Annotated in this window: 23 protein-coding genes; 10 read left to right on the top strand and 13 right to left on the bottom strand. The window is 47.3% G+C overall.

Going from position 1 to position 25,837, the window contains the following annotated elements; translation table 11 throughout:
• Nucleotides 1-91 precede the first annotated feature (91 nt).
• A complete protein-coding gene (locus GQS64_RS04890; RefSeq protein WP_077991455.1) occupies nucleotides 92-784 on the top strand; it encodes an HAD family hydrolase in 693 nt (230 codons plus the stop codon).
• Nucleotides 785-1,074: 290 nt separating this feature from the next.
• On the opposite strand, the gene GQS64_RS04885 is transcribed toward GQS64_RS04890, so the two are convergent.
• The gene (locus GQS64_RS04885) at nucleotides 1,075-1,620 is read right to left on the bottom strand and encodes a hypothetical protein (protein ID WP_198230787.1); all 546 of its coding nucleotides are present in this window, start codon (nucleotides 1,618-1,620) and stop codon (nucleotides 1,075-1,077) included.
• Nucleotides 1,621-1,810: 190 nt separating this feature from the next.
• Between GQS64_RS04885 and thrC the strand changes: the two genes are divergently transcribed.
• The 4 genes from thrC (at nucleotide 1,811) to GQS64_RS04865 (ending at nucleotide 8,105) form a co-directional block, all read left to right on the top strand.
• Nucleotides 1,811-3,208, top strand: coding sequence for a threonine synthase (thrC, locus tag GQS64_RS04880; protein WP_198230786.1), 1,398 nt, complete (start codon nucleotides 1,811-1,813; stop codon nucleotides 3,206-3,208).
• Between the two features lie 80 nt (nucleotides 3,209-3,288).
• A complete protein-coding gene (locus GQS64_RS04875) occupies nucleotides 3,289-4,575 on the top strand; it encodes a M16 family metallopeptidase (RefSeq protein WP_198230785.1) in 1,287 nt (428 codons plus the stop codon).
• A gap of 23 nt (nucleotides 4,576-4,598) precedes the next feature.
• Nucleotides 4,599-5,213, top strand: coding sequence for a GNAT family N-acetyltransferase (locus GQS64_RS04870; protein WP_077991446.1), 615 nt, complete (start codon nucleotides 4,599-4,601; stop codon nucleotides 5,211-5,213).
• A 12-nt stretch (nucleotides 5,214-5,225) separates the two neighbouring features.
• Nucleotides 5,226-8,105 carry an EAL domain-containing protein gene (locus GQS64_RS04865; RefSeq protein WP_198230784.1) on the top strand — a complete coding sequence of 960 codons (2,880 nt, stop codon included), beginning with the start codon at nucleotides 5,226-5,228 and terminating at the stop codon, nucleotides 8,103-8,105.
• Between the two features lie 268 nt (nucleotides 8,106-8,373).
• Here the strand turns inward: GQS64_RS04865 and GQS64_RS04860 are convergent, their stop codons facing one another.
• Nucleotides 8,374-8,958 (bottom strand): YqgE/AlgH family protein, encoded by a 585-nt coding sequence (locus GQS64_RS04860; protein WP_077994480.1) that lies wholly within the window; start codon nucleotides 8,956-8,958, stop codon nucleotides 8,374-8,376.
• A gap of 68 nt (nucleotides 8,959-9,026) precedes the next feature.
• Between GQS64_RS04860 and GQS64_RS04855 the strand changes: the two genes are divergently transcribed.
• Nucleotides 9,027-9,881 carry a protein-disulfide reductase DsbD domain-containing protein gene (locus GQS64_RS04855; protein ID WP_198230783.1) on the top strand — a complete coding sequence of 285 codons (855 nt, stop codon included), beginning with the start codon at nucleotides 9,027-9,029 and terminating at the stop codon, nucleotides 9,879-9,881.
• Here the strand turns inward: GQS64_RS04855 and rnhA are convergent.
• From rnhA to GQS64_RS04825, 6 genes are all read right to left on the bottom strand, one after another.
• Complete coding sequence (rnhA, locus tag GQS64_RS04850) at nucleotides 9,878-10,336, bottom strand: ribonuclease HI (protein WP_077991440.1); 459 nt, start codon at nucleotides 10,334-10,336, stop codon at nucleotides 9,878-9,880. The two genes, GQS64_RS04855 and rnhA, sit on opposite strands and share 4 nt — an antisense overlap.
• Nucleotides 10,337-11,296, bottom strand: a complete 960-nt coding sequence (thrB, locus tag GQS64_RS04845; RefSeq protein WP_198230782.1) for a homoserine kinase — start codon at nucleotides 11,294-11,296, stop codon at nucleotides 10,337-10,339.
• Between the two features lie 33 nt (nucleotides 11,297-11,329).
• Nucleotides 11,330-12,349, bottom strand: a complete 1,020-nt coding sequence (gene ispH / locus GQS64_RS04840) for a 4-hydroxy-3-methylbut-2-enyl diphosphate reductase (RefSeq protein WP_077991437.1) — start codon at nucleotides 12,347-12,349, stop codon at nucleotides 11,330-11,332.
• A 45-nt stretch (nucleotides 12,350-12,394) separates the two neighbouring features.
• A complete protein-coding gene (locus GQS64_RS04835) occupies nucleotides 12,395-12,541 on the bottom strand; it encodes a hypothetical protein (protein ID WP_188318077.1) in 147 nt (48 codons plus the stop codon).
• Between the two features lies 1 nt (nucleotide 12,542).
• Nucleotides 12,543-13,487 (bottom strand): heme o synthase, encoded by a 945-nt coding sequence (locus tag GQS64_RS04830; RefSeq protein ID WP_198230781.1) that lies wholly within the window; start codon nucleotides 13,485-13,487, stop codon nucleotides 12,543-12,545.
• A gap of 566 nt (nucleotides 13,488-14,053) precedes the next feature.
• Complete coding sequence (locus GQS64_RS04825) at nucleotides 14,054-15,532, bottom strand: cbb3-type cytochrome c oxidase subunit I (RefSeq protein WP_198230780.1); 1,479 nt, start codon at nucleotides 15,530-15,532, stop codon at nucleotides 14,054-14,056.
• Between the two features lie 275 nt (nucleotides 15,533-15,807).
• Here GQS64_RS04825 and GQS64_RS04820 point away from each other — a divergent pair, with 275 nt between their 5' ends.
• The 3 genes from GQS64_RS04820 (at nucleotide 15,808) to GQS64_RS04810 (ending at nucleotide 19,688) form a co-directional block, all read left to right on the top strand.
• On the top strand, nucleotides 15,808-16,350 hold the full coding sequence (locus GQS64_RS04820) for an invasion associated locus B family protein (RefSeq protein ID WP_077991431.1): 543 nt from the start codon (nucleotides 15,808-15,810) through the stop codon (nucleotides 16,348-16,350).
• A gap of 125 nt (nucleotides 16,351-16,475) precedes the next feature.
• The gene (gene tldD, locus GQS64_RS04815) at nucleotides 16,476-17,888 is read left to right on the top strand and encodes a metalloprotease TldD (protein ID WP_198230779.1); all 1,413 of its coding nucleotides are present in this window, start codon (nucleotides 16,476-16,478) and stop codon (nucleotides 17,886-17,888) included.
• Nucleotides 17,889-18,476: 588 nt separating this feature from the next.
• The gene (locus GQS64_RS04810; protein ID WP_369805216.1) at nucleotides 18,477-19,688 is read left to right on the top strand and encodes a YeeE/YedE family protein; all 1,212 of its coding nucleotides are present in this window, start codon (nucleotides 18,477-18,479) and stop codon (nucleotides 19,686-19,688) included.
• Nucleotides 19,689-19,710: 22 nt separating this feature from the next.
• On the opposite strand, the gene GQS64_RS04805 is transcribed toward GQS64_RS04810, so the two are convergent.
• Genes GQS64_RS04805 through dxs form a run of 3 tightly spaced genes read right to left on the bottom strand, consistent with a single transcriptional unit; the run spans nucleotide 19,711 to nucleotide 23,630 of the window.
• Complete coding sequence (locus GQS64_RS04805) at nucleotides 19,711-20,964, bottom strand: class I SAM-dependent RNA methyltransferase (protein WP_198230777.1); 1,254 nt, start codon at nucleotides 20,962-20,964, stop codon at nucleotides 19,711-19,713.
• Nucleotides 20,957-21,706 carry a TlyA family RNA methyltransferase gene (locus GQS64_RS04800; protein WP_198230776.1) on the bottom strand — a complete coding sequence of 250 codons (750 nt, stop codon included), beginning with the start codon at nucleotides 21,704-21,706 and terminating at the stop codon, nucleotides 20,957-20,959. Before GQS64_RS04800 ends, GQS64_RS04805 begins: the two co-directional genes overlap by 8 nt.
• Nucleotide 21,707: 1 nt before the next feature.
• Entirely contained in the window at nucleotides 21,708-23,630 is a 1,923-nt protein-coding gene (dxs, locus tag GQS64_RS04795) for a 1-deoxy-D-xylulose-5-phosphate synthase (RefSeq protein WP_198230775.1), read from the bottom strand.
• Between the two features lie 288 nt (nucleotides 23,631-23,918).
• Between dxs and GQS64_RS04790 the strand changes: the two genes are divergently transcribed.
• Nucleotides 23,919-24,410 (top strand): DedA family protein, encoded by a 492-nt coding sequence (locus GQS64_RS04790; RefSeq protein ID WP_198230774.1) that lies wholly within the window; start codon nucleotides 23,919-23,921, stop codon nucleotides 24,408-24,410.
• 47 nt (nucleotides 24,411-24,457) lie between these two features.
• Here GQS64_RS04790 and GQS64_RS04785 read toward each other — a convergent pair whose 3' ends face one another.
• Together GQS64_RS04785 and ribB are read right to left on the bottom strand one after the other, a co-directional pair.
• Nucleotides 24,458-24,715, bottom strand: a complete 258-nt coding sequence (locus GQS64_RS04785; RefSeq protein WP_077991421.1) for an exodeoxyribonuclease VII small subunit — start codon at nucleotides 24,713-24,715, stop codon at nucleotides 24,458-24,460.
• Nucleotides 24,716-24,722: 7 nt separating this feature from the next.
• On the bottom strand, nucleotides 24,723-25,835 hold the full coding sequence (ribB, locus tag GQS64_RS04780; protein WP_077991419.1) for a 3,4-dihydroxy-2-butanone-4-phosphate synthase: 1,113 nt from the start codon (nucleotides 25,833-25,835) through the stop codon (nucleotides 24,723-24,725).
• Nucleotides 25,836-25,837 lie beyond the last annotated feature (2 nt).

Below are 25,837 nucleotides of genomic sequence, written 5' to 3'. Positions count from 1 at the left end.
GAACGATAGATTTTTATAAGCTATTGCCAATGACGAGTTGAACCGTCTAAAAGGTTGACAAATAATATAAGAGTTTACGGGACAAAAGCCGATGCCGCAGATAGATCTGGTTATTTTTGATTGTGATGGTGTGCTTGTCGATTCAGAATATCTGGCAGCCCAGATTGAATCGCAATTATTGGCTGAGGCAGGCTTTGAAATTACGCCGGAAGAACTATCCGAACGTTATGCAGGACTGATTTTTCTCGATATTCTCAAAGAGATAGAAAAACAATCGGATGTTCCGCTTTCTGTCAGCCTGATTGAAAAAGTACCGGAACTTTTCAAAAAACGCATGCAAGATGAATTGGTTGGCATTGACGGCGCGCGCGAGGCTATTGAAGCGGTTGCCAAACTCTACCCTTATTGTATCTGCTCCAATTCGAGAAGCGAAGACATCAAGCGTATGCTCACGATCGTCGGCCTTTATGATCTTTTTGAAAACAAAATTTTCTCGGCACCGGAAGTGGGAACAAAAAAAGTAAAACCGGCACCCGATGTTTATCTTTATGCGGCTGAAAAAATGCACGCAAAACCGGAAAATACAATTGTCATCGAGGATTCGGTCCATGGCGTGCGCGGTGCGGTAAAAGCGGGTATGCGGGTTATCGGTTTTACCGGTGGTTCACATGCTTATCACGGTCTTGCCGATGTTCTCACCGAAGCGGGCGCGGAAACAGTCATTGCCCACCATTCGGACTTGCCGGCCGTCCTCAAAGCCTTGTCCGAATGGAAAGATGTCTGAATCTATTCCGCCCGTAAAAAATCTCGCCGATAATGTCAGGCAAACGGTTAAAAACACAGCAGAATACCGATTGTTGAATAAGCATAAAATCCATATGCGGAATTTGAAGATAAAACAGATTTGATAACTTTGATTCATTCAATTTTTTGACGTTGAACGAATCTGAAAGATAAACATCGCAATTTCGGGAAATTTATCCCGAAATGATAAAAGGCTTTGGAAGACCAAAGCCTTTTTAATCAAAACAGATTTGTAAAACGGTCTTTAAATATCACCGGATGCACCGGACGCTATTTCTTTTTGCCTCTATCATATCCTACGAAAATGCGAATGTTTTTGGATGTCGGCTTGGGAAAAGAAATTTGATCGTCGGAAAAAATGAATTGCGTTGCATCGACACCGTTACTGATTTCAACCGGATAATTGCGCAATTTGGAATATATCACACTATCACCTTGCATAACCGTGACGCGGATCGGCAGTGACACTGTACCTTTTTTAAACATCGGTCCGGGCACCACGCGACCGGAAGCGGCAACTTTCATCGAAAGTGTTGTATCGGTCGTGTTACAGGTTCTCGTCACATCTCTGATAGCAGCCTGATACATGACTTTATTGGCGTCACCCTCGCCACCGCGCTCATAAACATCATAAAAAGCAGTATTATCCCGCATAAGAACAATCGGGCAATAGGCACGCAACTGTGCTTCGGTTATTTGTGGTTCGGGCGGAACATTGTCCACTTTCTTATGGATAAAACATCCCGACAAAGTTGAAGCAGCGGCAATAACAAGGCCAAAGCCCAATGAAAAACGATAAATCGACTTTTTATCCATGAAGTGGACTTTCCTAGAGTAGTGAACCTGTTCTATATCAGCGATCAATAATAGTGATTTGTTGTTTTCTCGCTTTTTCTATAATTTGGCAAGTCTGGTAAAAATAGAGGACATTTTCAGTCCCGTAAAGGTTGCAAGATAATGCGAATGCAAACATTTCACGTTGGTCGATGAGCCGAGGAGTCTATGAATGAAATATATCAGCACAAGAGATAATGCGCCGGTACTCGGCTTTTGTGAAACTGTCATGACCGGACTTGCCCGCGATGGCGGCTTATATTTGCCGGAAAGTTATCCCCACTTTTCGCCGGATTCGCTGAAAGCTTTGCGCGGAAAATCATATGCAACAATTGCCAAGACCATTCTTTGGCCTTTTGTCGACGGCGAAATTGATCGCGATGCTTTCGATTCTATGGTGGATGAAGCCTATCAGACATTCCGTCATCCTGCCGTTTGTCCGCTTGTCCAGACCAATACAAGCGAATTTATATTGGAACTTTTTCATGGCCCCACATTGGCATTCAAGGATGTTGCCATGCAATTGCTTGGCCGTTTGATGGATTATATTCTCAAGCGCCAGAACACACGTGCTACAATTATCGGCGCAACATCGGGAGATACCGGCGGTGCAGCGATTGAAGCCTTTGCCGGTCGCGAACGCTGCGATATTTTTATTCTTTTTCCCAAAGGGCATGTTTCGCCCGTTCAACAACGCCAGATGACAACCAATAGCAATGCCAATGTGCACGCAATTGCCATTGAAGGAAATTTCGATGATTGTCAGGCTTTGGTCAAAGCCATGTTCAACGATCACGCTTTTCGGGATAAAACAGCCCTTTCGGGTGTCAATTCGATCAATTGGGCGCGGATCATGGCGCAAATTGTCTATTATTTCACTTCTGCAATTTCACTCGGCGCGCCTGACAGGGCTGTTTCCTTTACAGTTCCAACCGGCAATTTCGGCGATATTTTTGCAGCCTTTGTTGCATCGCGCATGGGATTACCGATTGCCCGTCTCGTGATTGCCACCAATGATAATGACATTCTGGTACGTACGCTTTCAACCGGCAATTACCAGATACGTTCACTCAAACACACCACTTCACCATCTATGGATATTCAGGTCTCGTCGAATTTCGAGCGCCTTTTATACGAGGCTTCAGGGCGTAATGCGATTTTGATCCGCAATGCTATGGAAAATCTCAAGCAATCAGGTGAATTTTTCATTGATGATGCAATCTTGAGCAAAATCCGCACTTTGTTTTCAGCCGGTCTTTCCACCGAAACACAGACGGCCCGCATGATCGATGAGCTTTATAAAGAGAGCCATTATCTTGCTGATCCGCACACAGCTATTGCGGTAAAAGTTGCCCGTGAACATATGGAAAAAACGATACCCATGGTTGTACTTTCCACTGCTCATCCGGCAAAATTTCCTGATGCTGTGAAAAAAGCTTGCGGGCAAACTCCTGAACTTCCAGAGTGGCTTGACGGCCTCATGGAAAAGCCGGAACGCTACGAAACACTCGAAAACGACGAAAAACTCGTCAAAGACTATATTTTGAAAAATTCCCGTGCCTGCCATTAACCCTATTCGTTGTTTCCAAAAGACAGCAAACATACAATGTGGTTTTTTATTGAAGTTTTGAATGAAGGAGTTTCAACAGTATGGGTGTAGAAATCAGCCGACTCGTCAATGGTTTGACGATCGTCACGCATACGATGCCCCAAATCGAGAGCGTTGCCCTCGGCATCTGGGTAAAATCCGGCTCCCGTAACGAAAAATTTGATGAACATGGCGTCGCCCATATGCTGGAACATATGGCTTTCAAAGGTACAACAAATCGCACAGCCTATGAAATTGCGGCTGAAATCGAAGATGTTGGCGGCGAAATCAATGCAGCGACCAGTGTTGAAACCACGGCCTATTATGCTCGCGTTCTGAAGAACGATATACCGCTTGCTGTGGATATACTCGCCGATATTATCACCTCGCCGAAATTTGACGAAAATGAGCTCGAACGCGAAAAACAGGTGGTCTTGCAAGAAATCGGTGCAGCCAATGACATGCCTGAAGATATTGTATTCGACCATTTCACCGAAACGGCATTCCGCCACCAAACGATCGGCAGACCTATCCTTGGTACTGCCCAATCGGTGCGCGCTTTGACTGCTGATAATTTGCGTAACTTCATGAATGAACATTATAGTGCCGACCGCATGATATTTGTGGCAGCCGGTGCGGTTGACCACCAATCTTTTGTCAAAGAAGTCGAAAAACGGCTTGGTAATTATCGCGCGCATTCTCCTGCCCCTCTTGCAGATCTCGCAAATTATGTCGGTGGCGATTTCCGTGAATACCGTAACCTCAAAGATGCCCAGGTACTCTTGGGATTTGAAGGGCGCGCCTACCATATCCGCGACTATTATGCGTCGCAAATTTTATCCATCATCCTTGGTGGAGGAATGTCTTCGCGTCTGTTTCAGGAAGTGCGCGAAAAACGCGGCCTTTGTTATTCAATTTATGCTTTCCACTGGGGGTTTTCGGACATCGGCTTGTTTGGTGTCCATGCCGCTTCAAGCGAAGATGGGCTACATGACCTGATCCCCGTTATTCTTGACCAGCTTTATAAAGTCAGCGAAAAAATCGGACAAAATGAACTTGACCGTGCACGCGAACAATATCGTGCCGGACTTGTCATGTCGCAGGAAAGCCCGTCAAGCCGTGCCGAAACCATCGCAAGACAAATGCTGCTATATGGTCGTCCGATACCCGCATCCGAAACATTGGAACGCTTGTCCCTTCTTACCGTCGACAGATTGACCGATCTGGCAGAACGCTTATTTATTGATTCAAAACCGACATTGGCAGCAGTAGGAGCAATTGGACCAATTATGAGTTATGGTGATCTTGTTGCAGCTCTTTCTTCGGGCGCCGGACGGCGTCCTTATTAAGGGCAAGCCAGAAAGGCAATGGCATGTTCAAAATGCCCTTCCGGCGGCAGGCCCGTAAACAACAGGGAAAAATCCGCCTTCCCAATTTGAAAGCGCAACATATCTATTTGCGTTTCCCCATGCTTGACGACTATCAGGAGTGGGCAACTCTGAGAATGGAAAGCCGGGCATTTCTCGAACCTTGGGAACCGCTTTGGCCTGCCGATGCACACACACTCATCCGTTACAAAATGCATCTCGATCGCTATATCGAGGGACGCAAAAACGGACAATTTTTTGTCTTTTTTGTATTTTCCAATGAAACAGATCATCTTATCGGTGGAATAAGCCTCGGCAATATCAGACGGGGTGTCGTACAATCAGGAGAGATCGGCTATTGGTGTGGTGAAAAATATTCCGGCCATGGATTTATGCATGAAAGTCTTGACCTGATGATTGATTTTGCTTTTCAACAGCTCAAGTTGCATCGTTTGCAAGCTGCCTCGATTCCGACAAATACACGTTCCATTGCTTTACTGGAAAAATGCGGTTTTGTCAGAGAGGGGTTGATGCGCTCTTATGTTAAAATACATGGTTGCTGGCAAGATCATTACCTTTATTCTTTGCTGGAAACCGAAAGACCAATAAAGCCAGTTTGAAAGTGAGGCGTTGTGAAGACAATAGGCAAGACCATCGGCATTTTTGTATTCTGGTCATTGGCAGCTATCGCGCTTTGCCAGACGGCTTTGTCTATTGAACCGGTTAAAATTTCTTCACAGGATACAGCGCTTGATTTATCGCGTGCAGTCGAAATCCATCACATCAAAGGGAACACGTTCCAGACATCGACAGCCGCCGGTCCCGACGGTATTGTACGGCGCATCGAAATGCAGGGAAATGGTGATCGCGCCGAAAGTGACTGGGCTGTTTTTGCCATTGCCAACCCGACCGATGACCAGATTGATCGCCTTATCGTCACACCCCATTATCGTATGGCCGGCTCAGGATTGATTTGGCCTGATCTCGGTTCGGTACGTATCCAGTCGATTACGCCTTCGGAAGGTTTTGCTCTTGATCGCCAGTCGAGTCCCGATTCGGATGTTTTCCGCATCACAATCAATCCGGGAGCTGTTGTAACACTCGTTGCCGAACTCGGCTCGTCAAAACTGCCGCAGGTATATCTTTGGGAACCGGAAGCCTATAAGGACACGATCAACTCATATACGCTCTACCACGGTATATTGCTTGGTATTTCCGGCCTTCTGGCACTTCTTTTGAGTGTTCTATTTGTCGTGCGCGGCACCGGATTGTTTCCGGCAACCGCCGCAGTTGCCTGGGCTGTGCTTGCCTATATCGGCATAGATTTCAATTTTCTCAATAAGCTTTTTGTCATTTCGGCTGCAACAGAACCGATCTGGCGCGCTGCAACCGAGGTAGCGCTTGCCGCATCGCTTTTCATTTTTCTCTTCACCTATCTTCATCTTAACCGGTGGCACTACCATTTCAGCTATGGGGCGGCTGCCTGGATTATCGCTCTATGTGCTCTTGGTGCTTTTGCGATTTATGATCCGACACGCGCTGCCGGTATGGCAAGGCTTTCATTCGGACTTACCGCTCTTCTCGGAATTGTTCTCATAGGCTATCTTTCTATTCGCGGATATGACCGCGCGATTATGTTAATTCCCACATGGCTTCTTATTATTTTCTGGCTTTGTGGAGCCTATGTGTGCGTGACCGGCAGACTTGATAATGACATTGTCCAACCCGCGCTCGCCGGTGGATTGGTTCTTATCGTTCTTCTGATTGCCTTTACAGTCATGCAACATGCTTTTTCCGGCGGTGCTTTCCATCAAGGAATATTCTCCGACCTCGAAAGAAAGGCACTTGCCGTCATGGGAGCCGGAGACATCGTCTGGGATTGGGATGTGCGCCGCGACCGCGTGGTTATCAACCCCGATCTTTCTCTTTATCTCGGATCTACCGCAGGTGAATTGAATGGCACGATCCGCAACTGGATCGAAGCCTTGCATAGCGATGACCGCGACCGGTTCCGTGCGATACTCGATATGATTCTCGACACGCGTAAAGGGCGGATAGACCAGACATTAAGGCTGCGTTCCGGTGATGGACATTATTACTGGTTCTCGCTAAGAGCCAGACCGGTTATCGGTTCGGATGGCGAAATTGTGCGCGTTGTAGGAACACTCGTCAATGTAACAGATCACAAGAAGGCAGAAGAACGCCTGTTGCAAGATTCCGTCCACGACAATCTGACCGGTCTTCCAAACCAGCAGCTTTTTCTTGACCATTTGCAAACCTATGTCAATCTGGCGGTTGCGGGACGCGCAATCAGGCCGACTGTGTTTGTTATAGATTTTGATGGTTTCCGTAATATCAATTATCAATTCGGAATGTCGGTAGGCGATACTTTTCTATTAACCATTGCCCGTCGTCTTGGCCGCCTTATCACGCCTGAAGACACGCTTTCACGCCTGTCAACAGACCGTTTTGCAATTGTTCTGACGAGCCAGACCGACCCTGCGAAAATTGCTGCTTTTGCCGACCAATTACAAAGAACGGTTGCAGCACCTATTCTTTTTTCGGAACGTGAAATCAAATTATCTGCTTCAATTGGTCTTATTACCTGGACAGAGGGAAACTCCAATGCCGAGGATATGTTGAGCGATGCAGAGCTTGCCATGATCCATGCCAAAAAAGCCGGTGGCAACAAGATCGAGCCTTTCCGTCCGAATTTCCGCACTTTGGGGCTTGAACGTAACAGCATGGGAAATGACATCCGTTACGCCCTCCAACGCAATGAAATCAAAATACTTTATCATCCGGTTCTTGATCTCAACGACGGGCAGATTGTCGGCTTCGAGGCCATGCTGGAATGGCATCATCCCCGTCACGGAAATCTTTCGGCTGTCGATTTTATCCACACCGCCGAAAGTGAACATGTTGTCATGGACCTTGCCCACTTTGCAATGAGAACCGTCGTCGACGATCTCGCACATATACAGGACCGTTTTCCCAAACAATCCTTCTTCGTTTCCGTCAACATTCCCAGTGCCGAAATGGTTCATCAGGAATTGATAAACGAATTAAAAGCAATTCTCATGCGCAATCCGGTCAATAAAGGCCGTTTGATGATGGAAATGTCAGAATCCATTCTGATAGAAAATCCTGAACAATCATCCAATCTTCTGGAAAAAATCAAAGCGCTCGGCATCGGGCTTGCTCTTGATAATTTCGGCACCGGATATTCGTCACTTGCCTTCCTGTTACGGTATCCGTTCGACATGATAAAATTGGATCGTTCCTTATTGGAGGTTGACAGCTCGAAAAAACGTCTGGTTTTGAAATCAATCATTACCATGGCGCATGATCTTGACCTGAAAGTCATTGCCGAAGGTGTCGAGAAAGAAAATGAGGCAGTCATGTTGCGTGAAGAAGGCTGCGAATTTGTCCAGAGCAATGTCTTTACCGAACCTGTCGGGGTTGAAGATCTGATTACTCTTGTCATGAAACATCCCAAGGCCAACGCCTGAGTTGTAATTCAAAACCACCCGAATATCGCTTCTGTGTCGAATCTTACGGGATGGACTATGGATGCGCCAAGGATGCCTGATGTGACAGGCAACTGAAAATTCCAACACAAAAGGTTTCTGTAAGAGGCAGAAATGCCGGTTGACCGGCTGGTTGGCTAATGAAGCAACACTGTAGACAAGATTACATCGGGAAGTGGCGCATAATCGAGCCTGAAACACGATGATCGGTCATTGAAAAGCCGATCAAAATGTCGAAACTTCGGCTCACTCATGCGTGACCGGCCTCGCCGACAAGAAAAGTGGGATCGATTCCCATTTTGCGCAAACTTTTTTCATATTGGTGGTCAAAATCCTGAGCGAACAGGAAGTCTGCATCAACAGGACTGGTCAACCATCCGTTGGCGGCAATTTCAGCTTCCAGTTGCCCGCTTGCCCAACCGGCATAGCCGAGCGCAATAATAGCACGTTCCGGCCCTTTCCCCATGCTCATTGCTTTCAAAACATCGGTTGTCGAAGTCAGGCAAATATCTTTGGTCACCGGTATTGTTGTTCGACATGCATAATCATCTGTATGAAGGACAAAACCACGCGAGCGGTCGACAGGGCCACCATTTCTTACCGGAAAAAGCTTTATCGGTTCAGGGAGATGGATAGCCTGCGCTTCATTTATAATGCCAAGCTGCAAAAGCAAATCGGGAAATTTCAAATCCTGACGCCGGTTCAACATAATACCCATTGCACCCTCGTCCGAATGGGCGCAAATATAAATAACAGCTTGGGCGAAACGTTCATCTCCCATTCCGGGCATTGCGATGAGCAGATGGCCATTCAAAAAGCCGTCACGTTTTTTCATTGTGCTAATTTTATCCATACTTTAAGAGTAACCGTGTATTGAATAGTTGCAAGGGAAAAGTGAATTTTTTGTCGAAAGTCCAGATAAAATTGACTGTTTACCGAAAGTTGTTGCAATTGCACCAACTTTTCAAGTTCATCGCCTTTTCTATTTTTACTGTACTTTTATCTTCTTCTGCATTTTCCCAATCAAATGCTACGTCGACACTATTAGCCACTCCCTGGCAAGAGCTTGAGGGGGGACGCGTTCGTGTTGCATTGGAACCTGTTCAAGAAAACGGAACTGTCAGCGGTGTAATTGAAGTCAATCTCAAGCCGGGCTGGAAAACCTATTGGCAAAATCCGGGTGAATCCGGTTTGGCTCCTTCGTTCGATTTTCAGCCTCCTGCCAATTATCACATTTCATTTCCTGTTCCACATTTCTTCAAAGACGGAAATGATTGGTCAATCGGCTATAAAAATAGCGTTTTATTGCCCTTTGTTGTCGACCGGACAGCCGGTCAATCAGGTTTGAAAGGCCAACTCACAATCGGCATCTGCAAAGAAATATGTTTGCCGCTGGTTGTTCCATTCGACTTTTCCGATTTTGACGATAAAATTGCACTTTCAAATTCGCTTCTGACATTGGCGAAAGACAAACTTCCGGAAAATGTGCCTGAAAATACCTCGCTTGAAGCTTATGATGACGGAAAGCTCCTTACAATTATCATAACCGGTAAAGAAAAAACGGACATCACGGCCATCTATCTTGACGGGCAAAAAAATGAAATCGGACCTGCGAATTTGGTCAAACAAAGCGCCGAACAAACAATTTTCACCGCTCCGATCATTGCGATAAATTCGGCTACCCCACTCACCTTTTTCTATACGGTCGAGGCCAAGCCTGTTTCATTCAGCGGGACATTGACTTCACACAAGCGTTAAGAATTCTGGCGGTTTTCATCAACGCCTTTTCGGGCGAGTGCGTCACAGCGTTCATTTTCGGGGTGGCCCGCATGACCTTTGACCCAGTGCCAGTTTACCTCATGGCGTGAACGCGCCAAATCCAGTTGTTGCCAAAGGTCGGCATTTTTGACCGGTTTTTTGGCTGAAGTTTTCCAATCCCTTGCCTTCCAGCCATCTATCCAGCTTGAAATACCATCCCGTACATAAACAGAATCGGTATAGAGGTCGACGTAGCAAGGTACTTTCAGCGCATCGAGTGCATTGATTGCGGCCATCAATTCCATACGATTATTGGTGGTATCCCGCTCGCCCCCATAGAGTTCTCTGGTTATCCCGTTCCAACGCAAAATGGCACCCCAACCGCCCGGCCCCGGATTACCCGAACAAGCACCATCGGTAAATATTTCAACTTTTTTAAGCGGGCTATCAACCATTTATAACCCGATTTCGGAAGGTTTGTTGACGTCTTTAAAAAAATTCGATTTGCGCCAATATTCAAGCGGATCCTTTTTTACCACCAAACTATCTGGCGGCGTGTTGAACCAGTCATAAAGGCGGGTCAGAAAAAACCTGATAGCGGCTCCACGTGCAAGAACCAGTATATTGTCGATCTCGTTTTGCTGGAGTGGGCGAACAGCACAATAGGCTTTCAGCATCGCTTCGCTTTTCGTCACATTATAGGAATAATCCCGCTCGAAGCACCAGGCGTTAAGCGCAACGGCAAGATCATAGCTCAGCATATCTGTGCACGCAAAATAGAAGTCTATAATGCCTGACATATGATCGTTCAGGAAAAAAACATTGTCGTTGAAGAGGTCAGCATGGATGACGCCTTTCGGCAGATCATGTGGCCAGTTACGTTCCAGATAATCGAGTTCTTTGTCAATTTCCTTGACAATACCCGAAGCCAGTTCTTCAGCGCGTGCGCGGCTTAAATTCCATAATGGTCGCCAGGCTTCGATAGAAAGGCCATTTTTTCGTTCAAGTGGAAAATCCAGCCCCGCAAGATGCATTTTTGCCATGCCTCTTCCAACTTCCCGACAATGTTCAACATTCGGTTTTCTGAGCCAGACCCCTTCAAGGAAAGAAACAATTGTGGCGGGTCTTCCCACGAGTTCGCCTATCATTTTTCCGTCTTTACGTTTGATAGGGCGAGGACATGAAATACCTTTGAGGGCAAGGTGATTCATCAATTCGAGGTAGAATGGCAGTTCCTCTTTCTTGACACGTTTTTCAAAGAGCGTGAGGATGAACCGCCCCGCTTCTGTATCGAGCATAAAGTTCGAGTTCTCGACACCTTCGGCAATTCCCCTATAGGATTGTAAAGCACCTATTGAATAATCGCTCAAAAAGCTCGTTAATTCATCTTCATTTATATCGGTATAAACAGCCATTATTCGCCCCACATGATGAATTTCATGTTCCCTTCACTTGTCTTTATCGGGAATACCCTTCCCGTTGACAAACTCCATGTCTTCCGGTGTCAAAACGACTTCGCGCAATTCCCTATTGACCAAAAATGTTTCGTTTTCAACTGCCGTTTCGGCGATTTCTATGGTTACATCGAAGCGTTTTCTGAATGCGGCGATAATTTCGTCAACAATTATTTCCGGTGCCGAAGCACCGGCAGAAAGGCTGACCGTACGGATATTATCCAAATGCGCAAAATCAATTTCGGAAGCGCGCTGGACAAGCAATGACTGTTTTGCTCCGAAACGTTCGGCAACCTCGACGAGGCGCCGCGAGTTAGACGAATTCGGCGCGCCGACAATCAGAAACAGGTCACTTCCAGGGGCTGCCGCCCTCACCGCTTCCTGACGATTGGTTGTGGCATAACAAATCGACTCGGCAGCAGGTGGTTCAATATCGGGAAAACGTCTTTTGAGCACGGCAATAATTTCGGCAGTATCTTCAACCGACAAAGTTGTCTGGCTGACAAATCCCAATTTTTGTCCCGGCAAAGGTTGGTATTTTTCAGCATCTTCAACATTTTCAATCAAGGTTACTGTATCAGGCTCGACCTGCCCCATGGTTCCGATAACTTCGGGATGACCGGAATGGCCAATCAGAATGACATGGCGGCCGTTGCGCTGGTGACGCATAGCCTGTTTATGCACTTTTGAAACCAGCGGACAGGTTGCATCAAGATAAAAAAGATTTTGCAATCGCGCGGTTTCAGGTACCGATTTCGGTACACCGTGAGCCGAGAAAATTACCGGTTGATTATGGTGTTCAGCCGGTATCTCGTCCAGCTCCTCGACAAAAATTGCACCGCGCGCCTGTAAACCTTCGACCACATAGCGGTTATGAACAATTTCATGGCGCACATAGACCGGAGCACCATATTTTTTCAGGGCCAGAATGACAATCTGGATTGCCCTGTCAACACCCGCACAAAAGCCGCGCGGACCGCAAAGGCGAATTGTTAATGGAGGTTTTGATGTCATAATCTGTCCTTGAGGGGCGCCCGTTCTTCGAGGTTAAAGGCCTTTTCAGGAACCCACATGCGCCATTGTGGCGGCATATACAAGAAGAACAAAAAGAAAAAGTGCAATTGCCAACCCTTTTGCCCGATGACGTTGGGCTTTTTTCTGGATTTCTGTAAGTTCGATCTGATCGAGGTGCTTTTGCCCGTCCATCTTATGCTCCCAGATAGCTCATGAGGCGAGTAGCCAGCGATTCTACAAGCAATACTGCAAAGAGAGCCGCAAGATAAAAGAGCGAAAAGAAAAACAGCTTTTTCGCACATGCCACGGTTTGTTCGCGAGTGACCGTTTTCCAAAGCTCATAGGAACGATAGACAAAAATAACACCCAAAATCGTTGACAAAGCACCATAGGTTATTCCGGCAAAACCGATAAAATAAGGTGCAATGCCGCATAAGGCCATAATAATTGCGTAAACAAATATCTGGTTTTTTGTCGACCTTTCACCCTTCACATTGGGCATCATCGGAACATGCGCCTCGCCATAATCGGTTGTGACAAAAAGCGAGAGCGCCCAAAAATGTGGAGGGGTCCACAGAAATATGATAAGAAACAACACAATGCTTTCAATGCTGATCGTGCCTGTTGCCGCAGCCCATCCGATCATTGGAGGAAAAGCACCGGCAGCGCCCCCGATAACGATATTTTGTGGCGTCGAACGTTTCAGCCACATCGTGTAAATCACAACATAAAAGAATATTGTAAAGGCAAGGAACGCGGCAGAAAACCAGTTGATAAAAACCCCCATTGTCAGCACTGATAAGGCCGAAAGGACGAGACCGAAAACCAGCACTTCACCGCCGGTCAGTTTGCCCGCCGGTATAGGGCGTTTTTTCGTGCGTTTCATGATCGCATCAATGTCGGCGTCGTACCACATGTTCAAAGCACCGGATGCACCACCGCCCACAGCAATACATAAAATGGCAAGAAAACCTAAAACCGGATTGATCGGATTTGGTGCAACCATCATGCCGACAAGTGCAGTAAATACCACAAGCGACATCACCCTTGGTTTCAAAAGGATTATATAGTCATTCGCATCTGCTTGAGACGGGACGGGCACATTCGGTTTTTGCAATGCTTGCTTCGATATAGACATATATAAACCGTTCTTTTACAAACCTTTATCAGTCACTATTCTACACTTATAATTTGTTTTTTACACGTAACCTTTTTGCGTCAGGCTTTTCCTTCCTGATTGGCGAACAACTTTGTGACTTACGAACGTGCAAGCCACATTTTCATAAAAACTATTTTAACAAAGAAACGCAACCGTTAAATTATTTATTCAGGCAAGCCAACAGATTTTCTCGCGATCTGCCTGCCTTTCCCATTTCGTTTTAAATTGGGAAAAATTGATTGCCACAACAAATCATCGGATAACACGTCAATAATCCGTTTTTTTAAAAAATCCGGATTGATGCCTGATTAAAACAACGAGAAACAAATCAATTGCCGGACAAAATCGACTGCTGGCCAAATCAATAACCGGCGGAAGCAATAGCCTGATGACACCGTTGCGCCGATATGGCGAAGAATATCAACCGGTCTCTTCCACATTGGCTCGAATACTGTCGTCCGGCCAGTTAAGCCCGATCCGAATTCACAAAAAGTCCGGCTACCTCGATAAACGCTGTCACATGAGGTTATTTTCAATAGCCGCCATCATTTCGTGATAACGGGCACTTTTTCCCAAACATTTCTGTCAGGCGGAGAAGCCAACTGCCATTCCAGTGTCAAAGCGCCCTCTCCCCACGGATTGCTCTGCGCTTTTGTCTTACGAACGAATGTTTCGCATACACCATAGACAAATACGATAACGGAAAAAGCAGCAAGAACTGCCCCGACAGAAGAGAAAATACCCGAAACTGTCGAACCGAAGATAAGTCCATTGGTTAATTGGTCGAGATGCTGTGGCAGAAAAATAGCATTCACGCCGACAAATAGCGACCAGAAGTGTATCCGCGTTGTGAGACTGCGACACATATAGCCGGTCATTTTCGGCAACCAATAATACCAACCCGCAAAAATCGCGAAAACCGCACTCAACGACAGTATGTAGTGAAAATGCGCAACAAAAGCGGACTGGTTTGCACCGTTTACACTATTGCCCGTTGCTGCAAGCTGCAATGCAGAAAGCTGCCCCATCAAAACAACAAAGAAAAAGCCCATAGCCCAGAGCATTGGCGTCTCGAATTTGAAACGGCTTTTAACCAAAGTTACAAACCAGCTCAAAAGGATAAAAGCGGTTGGCAAAATGATAAGAGGCAAAGCAACCCTGAAATAACGGGCCATGACATCAGGTGTCCGGAATTCAAAAAGATCATTCATCCATAGAATAAAGCCGATGGTGCCGATAAACACCATTGCTGCCACAACACCGTTTTCCATCCAGAGGCGACGTTTCGTGAATGTCACCAGAATTTCACTGACAATTCCGAAAGCCGGTAACAGGAGAACATAGATTTCGGGATGGCTGAAAAACCATACCATCATTGACGGGTTATCAACAGAAACAGGTCCGCTTAATACCAATCCGGTCAACGCCGCCAACATCGCCGGAACCGACATCAATCCGAGAAAAGAAGCGACAAGCACCGACCAGACAAAAACCGGCAAACGTGCAAGTGTGAGGCCGGGTGCACGCATTGTTATGATTGTCGTGATAAAATTGATAAAGCTGATAATAAATGACATCGAGCCTATGAAAATGCTCGCCAACATTAAAATTTTGAACCGGCTTTCATCGCCAAACGACAAGAGGGCAGCGAAACCTGAAAGAACAGTGAGTAACAACAATAAAAAGGCAATCAGATTTGCACGAGGAAACGCAACATTATGTGTGCCAATCATGAGTGGTACAAACCAATTGGCAAAACCGCCGATCAATGCCGGCATAACCATGAAAAACACCAGAATCAGTGCGTGTGCGGTGTTCATAAAAGACAATAAAGCCGGATCGGATGGAACAATGAGCGATAGAAAGGCAAGATCGGAGCCATTGAGAGCAAGCCGTAGAACAAAAGAAAAGACTGCACCGACGACACCTGCAACAATGGCGAGCACCAGATAGAGCGTACCGATTGCCCTGCTATCCAGGTTCAATATCGATGAAAAGAAACTTTTTTTTACGCATTCAGACATCAATTTTGCCAAATAAATCAAGCAATCAAGCGACTGCGGAACCACTTTTTCACTGCTTTAACAACATTTCAATATCAAAACAATGCGACAAACAGACCCAAATAGAAACACTTCATCGCCTTAATTGTCAAATTTTCCAGTTTTTGCCATGTTCTCGCCCAAGAATTGAACACTATGTTATATCAGTTGTGTATGGTTTATATTCTAGAGCTGTTGGGCACTTTTCATGAAGGCTTAAGCACGATAACGTCATGATGATTCGAGCAGGAGTTCTTATGTCACTTCGTCAATTCTTCAAACGAGCTTGTAGCGTTGCGGCGTTTTGTTTAACAACAATCGGGTTTTGTCTTCCCGTGACAGTGGCGCAAACGCCAAATCAACAGGAAGTTCCTGCACCCAAAACCTTTGGAGCCTGGACCAAGGTTTGCTCTCTGCCACCGGGCACACCCAATGTCCAATGCGAGGTCGTACAAAATGTTCGGGCACAAAACCGCCCCGACATTGCTTTTCGTGTGACACTTTATAAGTTGCCTAAAAATCAGGGAACGCTGATGCGGGTTTTTGTTCCGATCAGAGTAGAATTGCGCTTGGGCGTTGGTATCAAGATTGACAATAAAGATATGGGTAAAATGGAATATCGCCGTTGTCTTGGTGACAATTGCGTAGCCGAAGCCTTCTTGAAAGACGATGATCTGAAATCTTTCCTTGACGGGAAAATGGCAACCTATTTCATATTCACAACGCCTGAGGAAGGCGTCGGCGGCATGATTGATCTTAACGGCTTGAAGGAAGCCTATGCAGCGCTCCCCAAAGAGTGATGAAGACACGGTCATGCCAATGAAATATTTTTCCATGAATAAAAGCTTGAAGCGGCCTTTATAAAAGCGTTGGCGCTTTTTATATAAAACAATACAAATGGCCGTTTAAAAGACAGGAAAATTTTATGAAACCGCTGATCGAACAATTCGACATTGGAGCCAATGATGTTCAGTCAATCGTAAAGAACACATTGAAAGATGCAGATGATGGTGAATTGTTTCTTGAATATCGTGAAAGCGAGTCACTCCTTTTCGATAATGGAAGATTGAAAAATGGCTCGTTCGATCAGGATAAGGGCTTCGGTTTACGTGCTGTCGCAGGTGAGGCAACGGGCTATGCCCATTCCGGAGAACTGACAAAAGCAGCCTTGAACAGAGCTTCCGATGCTGCAAAAGCTGTCACCCACGGTTACCACGGAAATTATAGTGCTGCACCGCGTGGCACCAATAAAAAACTCTATGACGAACTGAACCCCCTTTCCTCACCTTCATTTGAATCAAAGGTCGCTCTGCTCGAAAAGATCGATTCCTATATTCGCAACAAAAATGATGCTGTCCGGCAAGTTTCTGTTTCGCTAGCCGGTTCGATGCAACAAGTCGAAATCTTGCGCGCCGATGGCGAGCTTGTGCATGATGTTCGCCCGCTTGTGCGCCTTGCCGTATCTGTGGTTGCCGCCAAAGGCGACAGGCTTGAAAACGGTTTTTATGGCTGTGGCGGTCGTGAAGCTTTCGACCGCTTTGTTACCGAAGACAATTGGCAAATGGCAGCCGACGAAGCGCTCCGCATGGCTTTGGTGAACCTTGAAGCGGAGCCTGCGCCGGCAGGCACGTTCGACGTTGTTCTTGCAAGCGGGTGGCCCGGTGTCATGTTGCATGAAGCAGTCGGGCACGGGCTTGAAGGTGATTTCAACCGGAAGAAAACTTCTGCATTTTCAGGCCTCATGGGGCAACAGGTTGCCGCAAAAGGCGTGACTGTTATTGACGACGGTTCGATAGCAGGGCGGCGCGGCTCGCTCACGGTTGATGACGAGGGAACACCTTCCGCACGTAATGTTCTCATCGAAGACGGAAAGCTTGTCGGCTATATGCAAGACCGGCTTAATGCGCGTTTGATGGGTATGCGCCCCACCGGCAACGGACGGCGTGAATCCTATGCCTGTGCGCCAATGCCCAGAATGACCAATACAATGATGTTAGGCGGCCAATACACACCTGAAGAAGTGCTTGGCTCCTTGAAAGATGGGATTTATGCCGTTTCCTTCGGCGGCGGACAGGTTGATATTACTTCCGGAAAATTTGTGTTTGAATGCACCGAAGCTTACCGCGTCAGAAATGGCAAAATCGTTGCCCCGATTAAAGGGGCTACACTTATCGGCAATGGCCCTGAAGCCATGAAACGCATCACAATGATCGGTAACGACCCGAAACTTGATAATGGTATCGGTACATGTGGCAAGAATGGTCAAAGTGTTCCTGTCGGCGTTGGACTTCCACATTTGCGTATCAATGCAATGACGATTGGTGGCACTGCCGTTTGAACGGCTTGATGCAAAGTTGTTCAAAAAACCTGTTCCGTTTCTACATCTATAGTAGTTCCATTTCTGCATCTATAGCAATTGCCGGACATTCGCCCTCTATTCTGGCCGAATGACCGGTGCGGGGGGCAATGCATGCGGGAGCGTCGAATCCTGATGGGAACGGTTTAAATCTTTTGAACCCGCCGTCACCGTTATGCTTCAAATCCCGATAGAACAAAGTGGTTTCCAAAGACCACCTCTTCCGGCGCCGGACAATAAGAGGAAGCACTTGTTTTTCATGTCTCCCGAACAGGCTCGCGCCTCTATTATTTATAGTTCAATTTGCTCTTCAGATTTCAATTCAAAATAATTTCCTTTTCCTATCCGGTGGTTGACCGACAACATGGAAAATTGGGAGACGCCGACCCGATAGTACAAACTGGCCTTTTATTTCGCAAAAAATAAATCGGAAAAATTTGTTTCTGTGACGTAATTATCTTGTTTTTTCTGTACTTTGCGTTGAAAATAGAAACCGAATTTTGTAGGCAAAGTAATGAAATCGCCCCATGTGGGTTTTCATGATTGAAAGGAACTTCCATGTACACGGTCGTGTCTGGTCAGCCTCAAAAGCTGTCTCATCATTTTACACTTCCAAAAATTATCAGCGCTTTATTCATTGTGCTTGCCGCAATTTGGCTCTCGGCTGCCTATAGTGTCGAGCAAGGGCTTTTGCTTCTTGTCGGTGCAGCCCTTGGAATAACGCTTTACCATGCATCATTCGGCTTTACATCCGCCTGGCGCAATTTCATCCTTGATGGCCGCGGGCGTGGCTTGCGCGTGCAAATGCTGATGCTGGCAATTGCCGTCCTGCTTTTTTTCCCGACTTTAAGCCTTGGCGAAGTTTTTGGGCATCCCGTCAATGGCTCGCTCGCCCCTTTGAGCCTTTCGGTTATCATCGGAGCCTTTATGTTCGGCATCGGAATGCAACTTGCCGGTGGCTGTGCTTCGGGTGTGCTGTTTACCCTTGGGGGCGGTAATGCCCGTATGCTTCTCGTTCTCGCATTTTTTGTGCTTGGCGGCTTTATTTCAACGGCACATGCATCATTCTGGGCAAATATGCCCGCCTTACAACCCGTGTCACTCGTTAAAACCCTTGGCGCGCCATTAGGCATTGTTGTTTCGCTCGTCCTTTTTGCAATTATTGCCGCACTGACCGTTGTCATCGAAAAACGTCGTCATGGCACACTTGAACAGGAAAAGGCGACAACTCATAAAGGTCTTGAACGGTTTTTCCGCGGCCCTTGGCCAATGGTTTGGGGCGGCGTTGCCTTGGCGCTCCTCAATTATCTGACACTGGTCATTTCCGGTAAACCGTGGAGCATTGCCGGCGCTTTTCCGATTTGGGGCGCGAAGATCAGCTCTGCTCTCGGTGTCGATGTCGCAAGTTGGCAGTTCTGGCAAAACCCCGGAAATGCCAAAAATCTCGCCTCAAGCATATTTTCCAATGTCACGTCGGTCATGGATTTCGGTATTATTGCCGGTGCAATGTTGGCCGCTGGTCTAGCCGGTCGTTTTGCTTTCAAATTCCGTATGCCCATCGGCTCTGCATGCGCTGCCGTGATCGGCGGATTGCTTCTCGGCTATGGTGCCCGCGTTGGCTTCGGCTGCAATATCGGCGCATATTTTTCAGGCATTGCGTCGGGAAGCTTGCATGGTTGGCTCTGGGTTGCAGCGGCATTTTTCGGAAACACTGCCGGCGTTTATTTAAGGCCGGTGTTCTACAAAAATCCGCAAACCGCACCGCAAATCAAATCCTGCTAGAGATTATAGCTGTTTTAATTCTTTAAAGGTGCCAGCCCGGTTTGGGCTTGCGCTTTTTAAGCAAAGCGACGGCCTCGACATGGGGTGACCATAAAAACTGGTCTATCGGCACAAGTTTTTCGATTGTATAACCGCCTTCGACCAAAATAGACAAATCACGCGCCATTGTGACCGGATTACAGGAAACCGCAACCACATGCGGGATATTCGTTTTGGCAATTTCCCGCGCCTGTTCTTCTGCACCTGCCCGCGGCGGGTCGAAAACAAGCCCGTCAAAAGCTTCCAGTTCACGCGGCAGGAGCGGGCGACGGAATAAATCCCGCTTCTCATAGGTTACAGTCTTCAGCCCGACCGATTGCCGATAGGCACGATCAAGGCTTTTTAAAGCGCTATCATCATTTTCGACAGCATGAACTTTCATCTTTTCGGCCATGCGGAATGTAAATGTGCCCGCACCGGAAAAAAGATCGGCCGCGTTTTTTGCTTTCTTCAAACCTTGCATGACAAGGCTCGCCATAAACTCTTCTGCTTCTTTGGTTGCTTGTAAAAAACCACCTGCTGCAAGTTCGACTGTAGCCGAACCGAAATGGAGTTCCGGCCTTTCTTTCTCTATGATGATCTCGCCATCCGCCGTCAAACGTATGAAGGATTGCTTCAAGCCCTCTTCTACGAGCCGCTGGCGCAATCTTTCGTCATTGATTTTACAACCCTCCAATGCGACATCAATTCCGTTTTCCGCCAATGTCACGTTAATCCGTATTTCCTTCGCGTAATTTGCCAATAAAGCAGCAAGCGATCTGATAGCGGCGAGTTCGTCAACAAGCTCCGGACGCGAGACGGGGCATTCCTCGATTGCTATAACATCATGTGACTGATAACGATTGAACCCGACAATTTGTCCTTTCGGCGTTACGCGGGCAGTCAATATCATGCGACGGCGTGTATGCGGCTCACATGGAATAATCGGCTCCACATCGGTTGTTATTTTTCTCCCCTCCAATGCTTCAACAACCAAAGACCTTTTCCACATTTGGTAGGGTTCATCGGCCCAATGCTGCAAGGCACAACCACCACAGTCCTCGAAATGTCTGCATTTTGCTTCAACCCTTTCGGGCGAGCTTTTTTTTAAAGCAATAATAGTCCCGTGACCATTTTCGACGGCGATATTGGCAACTTCGTGAGGAAGCGCGAACGGGACATAGACTGCGCCATGCTTCGTCTTTGCAACACCATCACCGGCGACACCGACATGGTCGATCACGACCTCTTCAATCATTGCTTTTTTCTCCAAAAAGTAAATATTCGCGATTTCCGTCACCACCTTCGATCGGTGACGCAATCAGCCCTTTTGCATGCCAGTTATCAAGTGCGTCAAGCCAGTTAAAAAGCTCGCGAGCCACACTTTCGGCGCGGGATGGGTCTTTGACAATCCCGCCTTTGCCAATGCCCTCTCGCCCGATTTCAAATTGAGGTTTGACAAGAAGCACCGCCTGAGCACCCGGTTTTGCCAGTTCCAAGGCTGGTGGTAAAGCCAATTTTAACGAAATAAAACTCACGTCTGAAACCACAAGCCCGATTTGGCGATTTTCGAGATGCCTGCCTTCAAGGTCGCGGGCGTTCAGCCCCTCGTAAAGGGTAATAGCAGGGTGACCGACAAGCGAAGGGTGGAGTTGCCCGTGTCCGACATCGACTGCTATGACGTGGCTTGCTCCTTTTTCAAGCAAAACCTCAGTGAATCCACCTGTTGAAGAACCGATATCGAGAGCAGTCACACCCTTTGTTTTGACAGGGAAATATGAAATTGCAGCAATCAGTTTCAAAGCAGCACGGGATACATAATGTTGTGCAGGGTCAAAAACCGCAATATCGGCGTTCTCCAAAACAGGCTGACCCGGCTTTTTTACAACAATGCCGTTGATTGTTACCGTGCCTCTTGAAATTGCGTCTCTGGCACGTGAACGCGTTGAAAAGAAATTCCTTTCAACCAGAAGCGTGTCCAATCTTGGCCGTTCGGGCATTTCAAGCTCTGATTTGCGGTGTTGCCAATGCTTCGCGCCCAAGAGCAGCAAAAACCGTGTTCACAATGCCGCGTCTATCAAGACCAACATCGGCAAGAACTTTCGCTTGCGGGCCATGATAGAGATATTTATCCGGCAATGTCAGAGTGCGGATTTTCAATCCCCTGTCGAGCAATCCGTCTTTTGCAAGGAATTGCAAGACTTGTGCACCGAAACCTCCCGCCGCGCCTTCTTCAATCGTGACAAGAACCTCATGTTCCTGAGCAAGACGGCGAACAAGATCTTCATCGAGAGGCTTTGCAAATCGGGCATCTGCAACAGTTGTCGAAAGACCGGCAGCGGCAAGTTCATCAGCGGCAGCAAGCGCCTCTTGCAATCTGGTACCAAAGGCCAAAAGTGCAACTTTATTGCCTTCGCGCACAATACGCCCCTTACCGATTTCAATCAATTCGCCGCGTTCCGGCAATTTCAAACCGACACCTTCACCACGTGGATAACGGAATGAAATCGGCCCCTGATCGTAGGCTGCGGCTGTGCGCACCATATTCATCAATTCGCGCTCGTCCGAAGGTGCCATGACGACAAACCCCGGAAGTGCGGACAAAAAGACCGTGTCATAACTTCCGGCATGGGTTGAACCGTCGGCTCCGACAAAACCGGCACGGTCTATTGCAAATTTCACCGGCAATTGTTGTATGGAAACATCATGAACAATCTGGTCATAAGCACGCTGGAGAAATGTGGAATAAATAGCCACAAAAGGTTTCATACCTTCGCAAGACATGCCGGCTGCAAAAGTGACTGCATGTTGCTCGGCAATACCGACATCGAACATACGTTCAGGAAACTTTGCGGCAAACTTGTCTAGCCCCGTTCCGGTAGGCATTGCAGCCGTAACCGCAACAATTTTGTCGTCAAGCGTTGCTTCCTTAATCAAAGAATCGGCAAATACTTTGGTGTAGGAGGGAGCTTTGCTCTGAACCTTTATTTGTTCGCCGGTTACAACATTGAAACGGCTAACGCCGTGATATTTGTCACTTGCTGCTTCAGCCGGTGCATAGCCCTTGCCTTTGCGCGTAATAACGTGGACAAGAACCGGACCGTTCGGATGCTCGCGGACATTTTTCAAAACCGGCAGGAGATGCTCGATATTGTGGCCGTCGATCGGTCCGACATAGTAGAACCCCAACTCTTCAAACAGTGTTCCGCCGGTTAGAAAACCACGTGCAAATTCTTCCCCGCGACGGGCTTTATCCCAGAAAAATTTGGGAAGCTTTTTGCTCAAAGCTTTGGCACGCTCGCGCAAATTCCTGTAAGAGGGGCTTGAAACCAGCCGTGCAAGATAAGCGCTCATAGCACCGGTTGGCGGAGCAATCGACATATCATTATCGTTGAGAATAACAATGAGGCGTGCGTCAAGCGAACCGGCATTGTTCATCGCCTCATAGGCCATACCTGCCGACATTGCACCGTCACCGATAACGGCTATAACATTGCGCTGTTTTTCCTGTTTAAGTTCACTGGCTACAGCCATACCCAATCCGGCAGAAATGGACGTAGAGGAATGCCCAGCCCCGAACGGATCATAAATGCTTTCACTGCGTTTGGTAAAACCCGACAACCCGCCTTCCTGACGAAGAGTGCGGATACGATCCCGCCTTCCGGTCAATATCTTATGCGGGTAAGCCTGATGGCCGACATCCCAAATGATACGATCTTCAGGCGTGTTGAAAACATAATGCAGGGCAACAGTCAGTTCTACCACGCCCAGCCCCGCGCCCAAGTGCCCCCCTGTTACCGATACAGCATCAATAGTTTCTGCCCGCAATTCATTAGCGACTTCTGTCAAGGAGCTTTCCGGCAAACGGCGCAGATCCTCCGGCAGATGTATCTTGTCCAACAATGGTGTTGATGGTCGCGACAAATTATTTTCCTTGGTTTTTTCAACTGTTAACATATTTTACCGACTGTTGAAGCTTTACAGCTTTTGGAAGATATTTGCACCTCAAAACTCAAAAATTTTAATTTATTATGTTCCGCTGTTCATCAAATTGTGATGATTATCTCCTCACCCCACCCGATTTGATCGACGTTACACATTTTTCGAGTTTTATGATGAACTTGATTACGAACGAAAATGCGACATATGGCCAAATTATAGTCAGGCTTTCTGATTATTCTTATAAGATTAGCGTAAATTAGATGATAGGCAATGGTTGAACAATATTTAGAGCATTGGATTTCGCAATATGGCCCGTTTGCCTATTTCTTTATCCTCTATCTCGAATCATTCGGAGCGCCTGTTCCCGGAGAAAGCGGCCTCATCGCCGGTTCGCTTATGGCGGCTGCCGGAAAGCTTGATCTGTTACCCATGTTGATATGCGCGTTTTCTGGTAGCGTACTGGGCGACTGTACAGGTTATGCCATCGGCCATTTCGGAGGCAAAAAACTGTTGTTACGCTACGGACATTACGTCAAACTGACACCACAACGTCTTGAAGAATTCGAGGCCATGCTTGACAAACGCGGCTTTTTCTTTGTCGCAACAGCCCGCTTCATTGTGGTTTTACGTCAATTGAACGGGATTATTGCAGGTTCCGGCGGCATGGCTTTTCCGAAATTTCTGGTCGCCAATATTATCGGGGCAGCCTCGTGGACTCTTGTTTGGGGAGGCGGCCCCTATCTCCTAAAATTCCTCTTTTGACGAGGGTTCCGCATCAAGCGGCTCCGCCCTTCCGGTTAACGTTCCGATTAGTGTTCCGCATCAAGCGGTTCCAAACCTTCCGGTTGACCTTCACGTGACAGACGGATTTTATCAACCTTGTTTTCTGCTGCTTTCAAAAGCTGGTCGCAATGCTTTTTCAATGCTTCGCCGCGTTCGTAAATGCGGATCGTCTCATCGAGCGCAACGTCTCCCCGTTCAAGCTTTTCAACAATCTCTTCCAAAGCACCAAGTGCTTTCTCGAAGCTCATTTGCGAAACGTCCGCATTGTCTTTCTCTTCTGCCATTCAAGCCTCACAAAATATCTGTTTTTTCAATATGGATACCAAAGCCTTCAAGACCGACATAATGTCTTTCGCGCGAGGCATAAAGAATGACCGAAGTAATACCGAGGCTTTTTAGAATTTGTGCGCCCAAGCCGATCTGGCGCCATTCTTCCTCACGCGCGACAGCCTGTTCATGCGTCTCCAGTCCCTCCATAGCCATTTCGCGGTCGCGTATTTCATCGGCAGAACCAACCCCGACAGACCCGGCTCTGAGATAGACAAATACGCCGCGTTTTTCTTTTTCTGCCATAAGCCGCAGAACAGATTCAATTTCGTGTTTTTTGCCAAAAACATCGGCAACAACATTTTCACGTTGCAAACGGACAGGAATATTTTCACCATCGCGTATGTCGCCGAAGACAACTGCAACATGTTGCATCGGTTCCCAAGGCAATTGATAGCTGTGGGCGACGGCAGGTCCCACAAGTGTATCGACTTTCATCTCGTCAACATGTTCGATGAGCGTTTCCTTGCGTTGACGATAGGCAATAAGATCGGCCACTGTTACGACATGGAGATTGTGTTCTTTCGCAAATTTTCTCACCTCTGGGCCATGCTTGACGGTTCCATCGTCATTCATCAATTCGCCGATCACACCGACAGGCGGGAGATTTGCAAGTTTGCACAAGTCGACGGCAGCTTCGGTGTGACCGGAGCGCATCAACACGCCACCTTCACGGGCAATAAGCGGAAATACGTGTCCCGGCCTACTGAAATCGGATGCGCTAGCATTCGGGTTTGCGAGATTTCGCACCGTCAGCGTCCGGTCTTCGGCAGAAATTCCGGTTGTCGTGCCGTGCAGAAAATCGACTGTAACTGTGAAAGCTGTATGATGGGCCGAATCATTATTTGAAACCATTGGCGCCAAATTGAGGCGCTTTGCTTCTTCCCCCGTCATTGGTGCGCAGATGATACCGGACGTATTGCGCACAATAAACGCCATTTTTTCCGGTGTGCAGTGAACGGCTGCAACAATAAGGTCGCCCTCGTTTTCACGTCCGTCATCATCCGTAACAGCGACAATTTCGCCCCGTTCAAATGCCCTTATAGCGTCAACGACCGATTTCTGGTTGAATGTCATAA

It is taken from the genome of Bartonella sp. P0282 (genome assembly GCF_048452985.1).
Classification (GTDB): Bacteria; Pseudomonadota; Alphaproteobacteria; order Rhizobiales; family Rhizobiaceae; genus Bartonella; species Bartonella choladocola.
This window is presented reverse-complemented; position numbering and strand designations above follow the sequence as displayed.

What these genes read in the sequence shown, in the direction of transcription:
- GQS64_RS04870 (WP_077991446.1), top strand. Translation starts at nt 4,599, where the DNA reads ATGTTCAAAATGCCCTTCCGGCGGCAGGCCCGTAAACAACAGGGAAAA.
- GQS64_RS04820 (WP_077991431.1), top strand. Translation starts at nt 15,808, where the DNA reads ATGTCACTTCGTCAATTCTTCAAACGAGCTTGTAGCGTTGCGGCGTTT.
- GQS64_RS04885 (WP_198230787.1), bottom strand. Translation starts at nt 1,620, where the DNA reads ATGGATAAAAAGTCGATTTATCGTTTTTCATTGGGCTTTGGCCTTGTT.
- ispH (WP_077991437.1), bottom strand. Translation starts at nt 12,349, where the DNA reads ATGACATCAAAACCTCCATTAACAATTCGCCTTTGCGGTCCGCGCGGC.
- ribB (WP_077991419.1), bottom strand. Translation starts at nt 25,835, where the DNA reads ATGACATTCAACCAGAAATCGGTCGTTGACGCTATAAGGGCATTTGAA.
- GQS64_RS04805 (WP_198230777.1), bottom strand. Translation starts at nt 20,964, where the DNA reads ATGATTGAAGAGGTCGTGATCGACCATGTCGGTGTCGCCGGTGATGGT.
- GQS64_RS04835 (WP_188318077.1), bottom strand. Translation starts at nt 12,541, where the DNA reads ATGGACGGGCAAAAGCACCTCGATCAGATCGAACTTACAGAAATCCAG.
- thrB (WP_198230782.1), bottom strand. Translation starts at nt 11,296, where the DNA reads ATGGCTGTTTATACCGATATAAATGAAGATGAATTAACGAGCTTTTTG.
- rnhA (WP_077991440.1), bottom strand. Translation starts at nt 10,336, where the DNA reads ATGGTTGATAGCCCGCTTAAAAAAGTTGAAATATTTACCGATGGTGCT.
- tldD (WP_198230779.1), top strand. Translation starts at nt 16,476, where the DNA reads ATGAAACCGCTGATCGAACAATTCGACATTGGAGCCAATGATGTTCAG.
- GQS64_RS04785 (WP_077991421.1), bottom strand. Translation starts at nt 24,715, where the DNA reads ATGGCAGAAGAGAAAGACAATGCGGACGTTTCGCAAATGAGCTTCGAG.
- GQS64_RS04790 (WP_198230774.1), top strand. Translation starts at nt 23,919, where the DNA reads ATGGTTGAACAATATTTAGAGCATTGGATTTCGCAATATGGCCCGTTT.
- GQS64_RS04825 (WP_198230780.1), bottom strand. Translation starts at nt 15,532, where the DNA reads ATGTCTGAATGCGTAAAAAAAAGTTTCTTTTCATCGATATTGAACCTG.
- GQS64_RS04875 (WP_198230785.1), top strand. Translation starts at nt 3,289, where the DNA reads ATGGGTGTAGAAATCAGCCGACTCGTCAATGGTTTGACGATCGTCACG.
- GQS64_RS04800 (WP_198230776.1), bottom strand. Translation starts at nt 21,706, where the DNA reads ATGCCCGAACGGCCAAGATTGGACACGCTTCTGGTTGAAAGGAATTTC.
- GQS64_RS04890 (WP_077991455.1), top strand. Translation starts at nt 92, where the DNA reads ATGCCGCAGATAGATCTGGTTATTTTTGATTGTGATGGTGTGCTTGTC.
- thrC (WP_198230786.1), top strand. Translation starts at nt 1,811, where the DNA reads ATGAAATATATCAGCACAAGAGATAATGCGCCGGTACTCGGCTTTTGT.
- GQS64_RS04830 (WP_198230781.1), bottom strand. Translation starts at nt 13,487, where the DNA reads ATGTCTATATCGAAGCAAGCATTGCAAAAACCGAATGTGCCCGTCCCG.
- GQS64_RS04860 (WP_077994480.1), bottom strand. Translation starts at nt 8,958, where the DNA reads ATGAAAAAACGTGACGGCTTTTTGAATGGCCATCTGCTCATCGCAATG.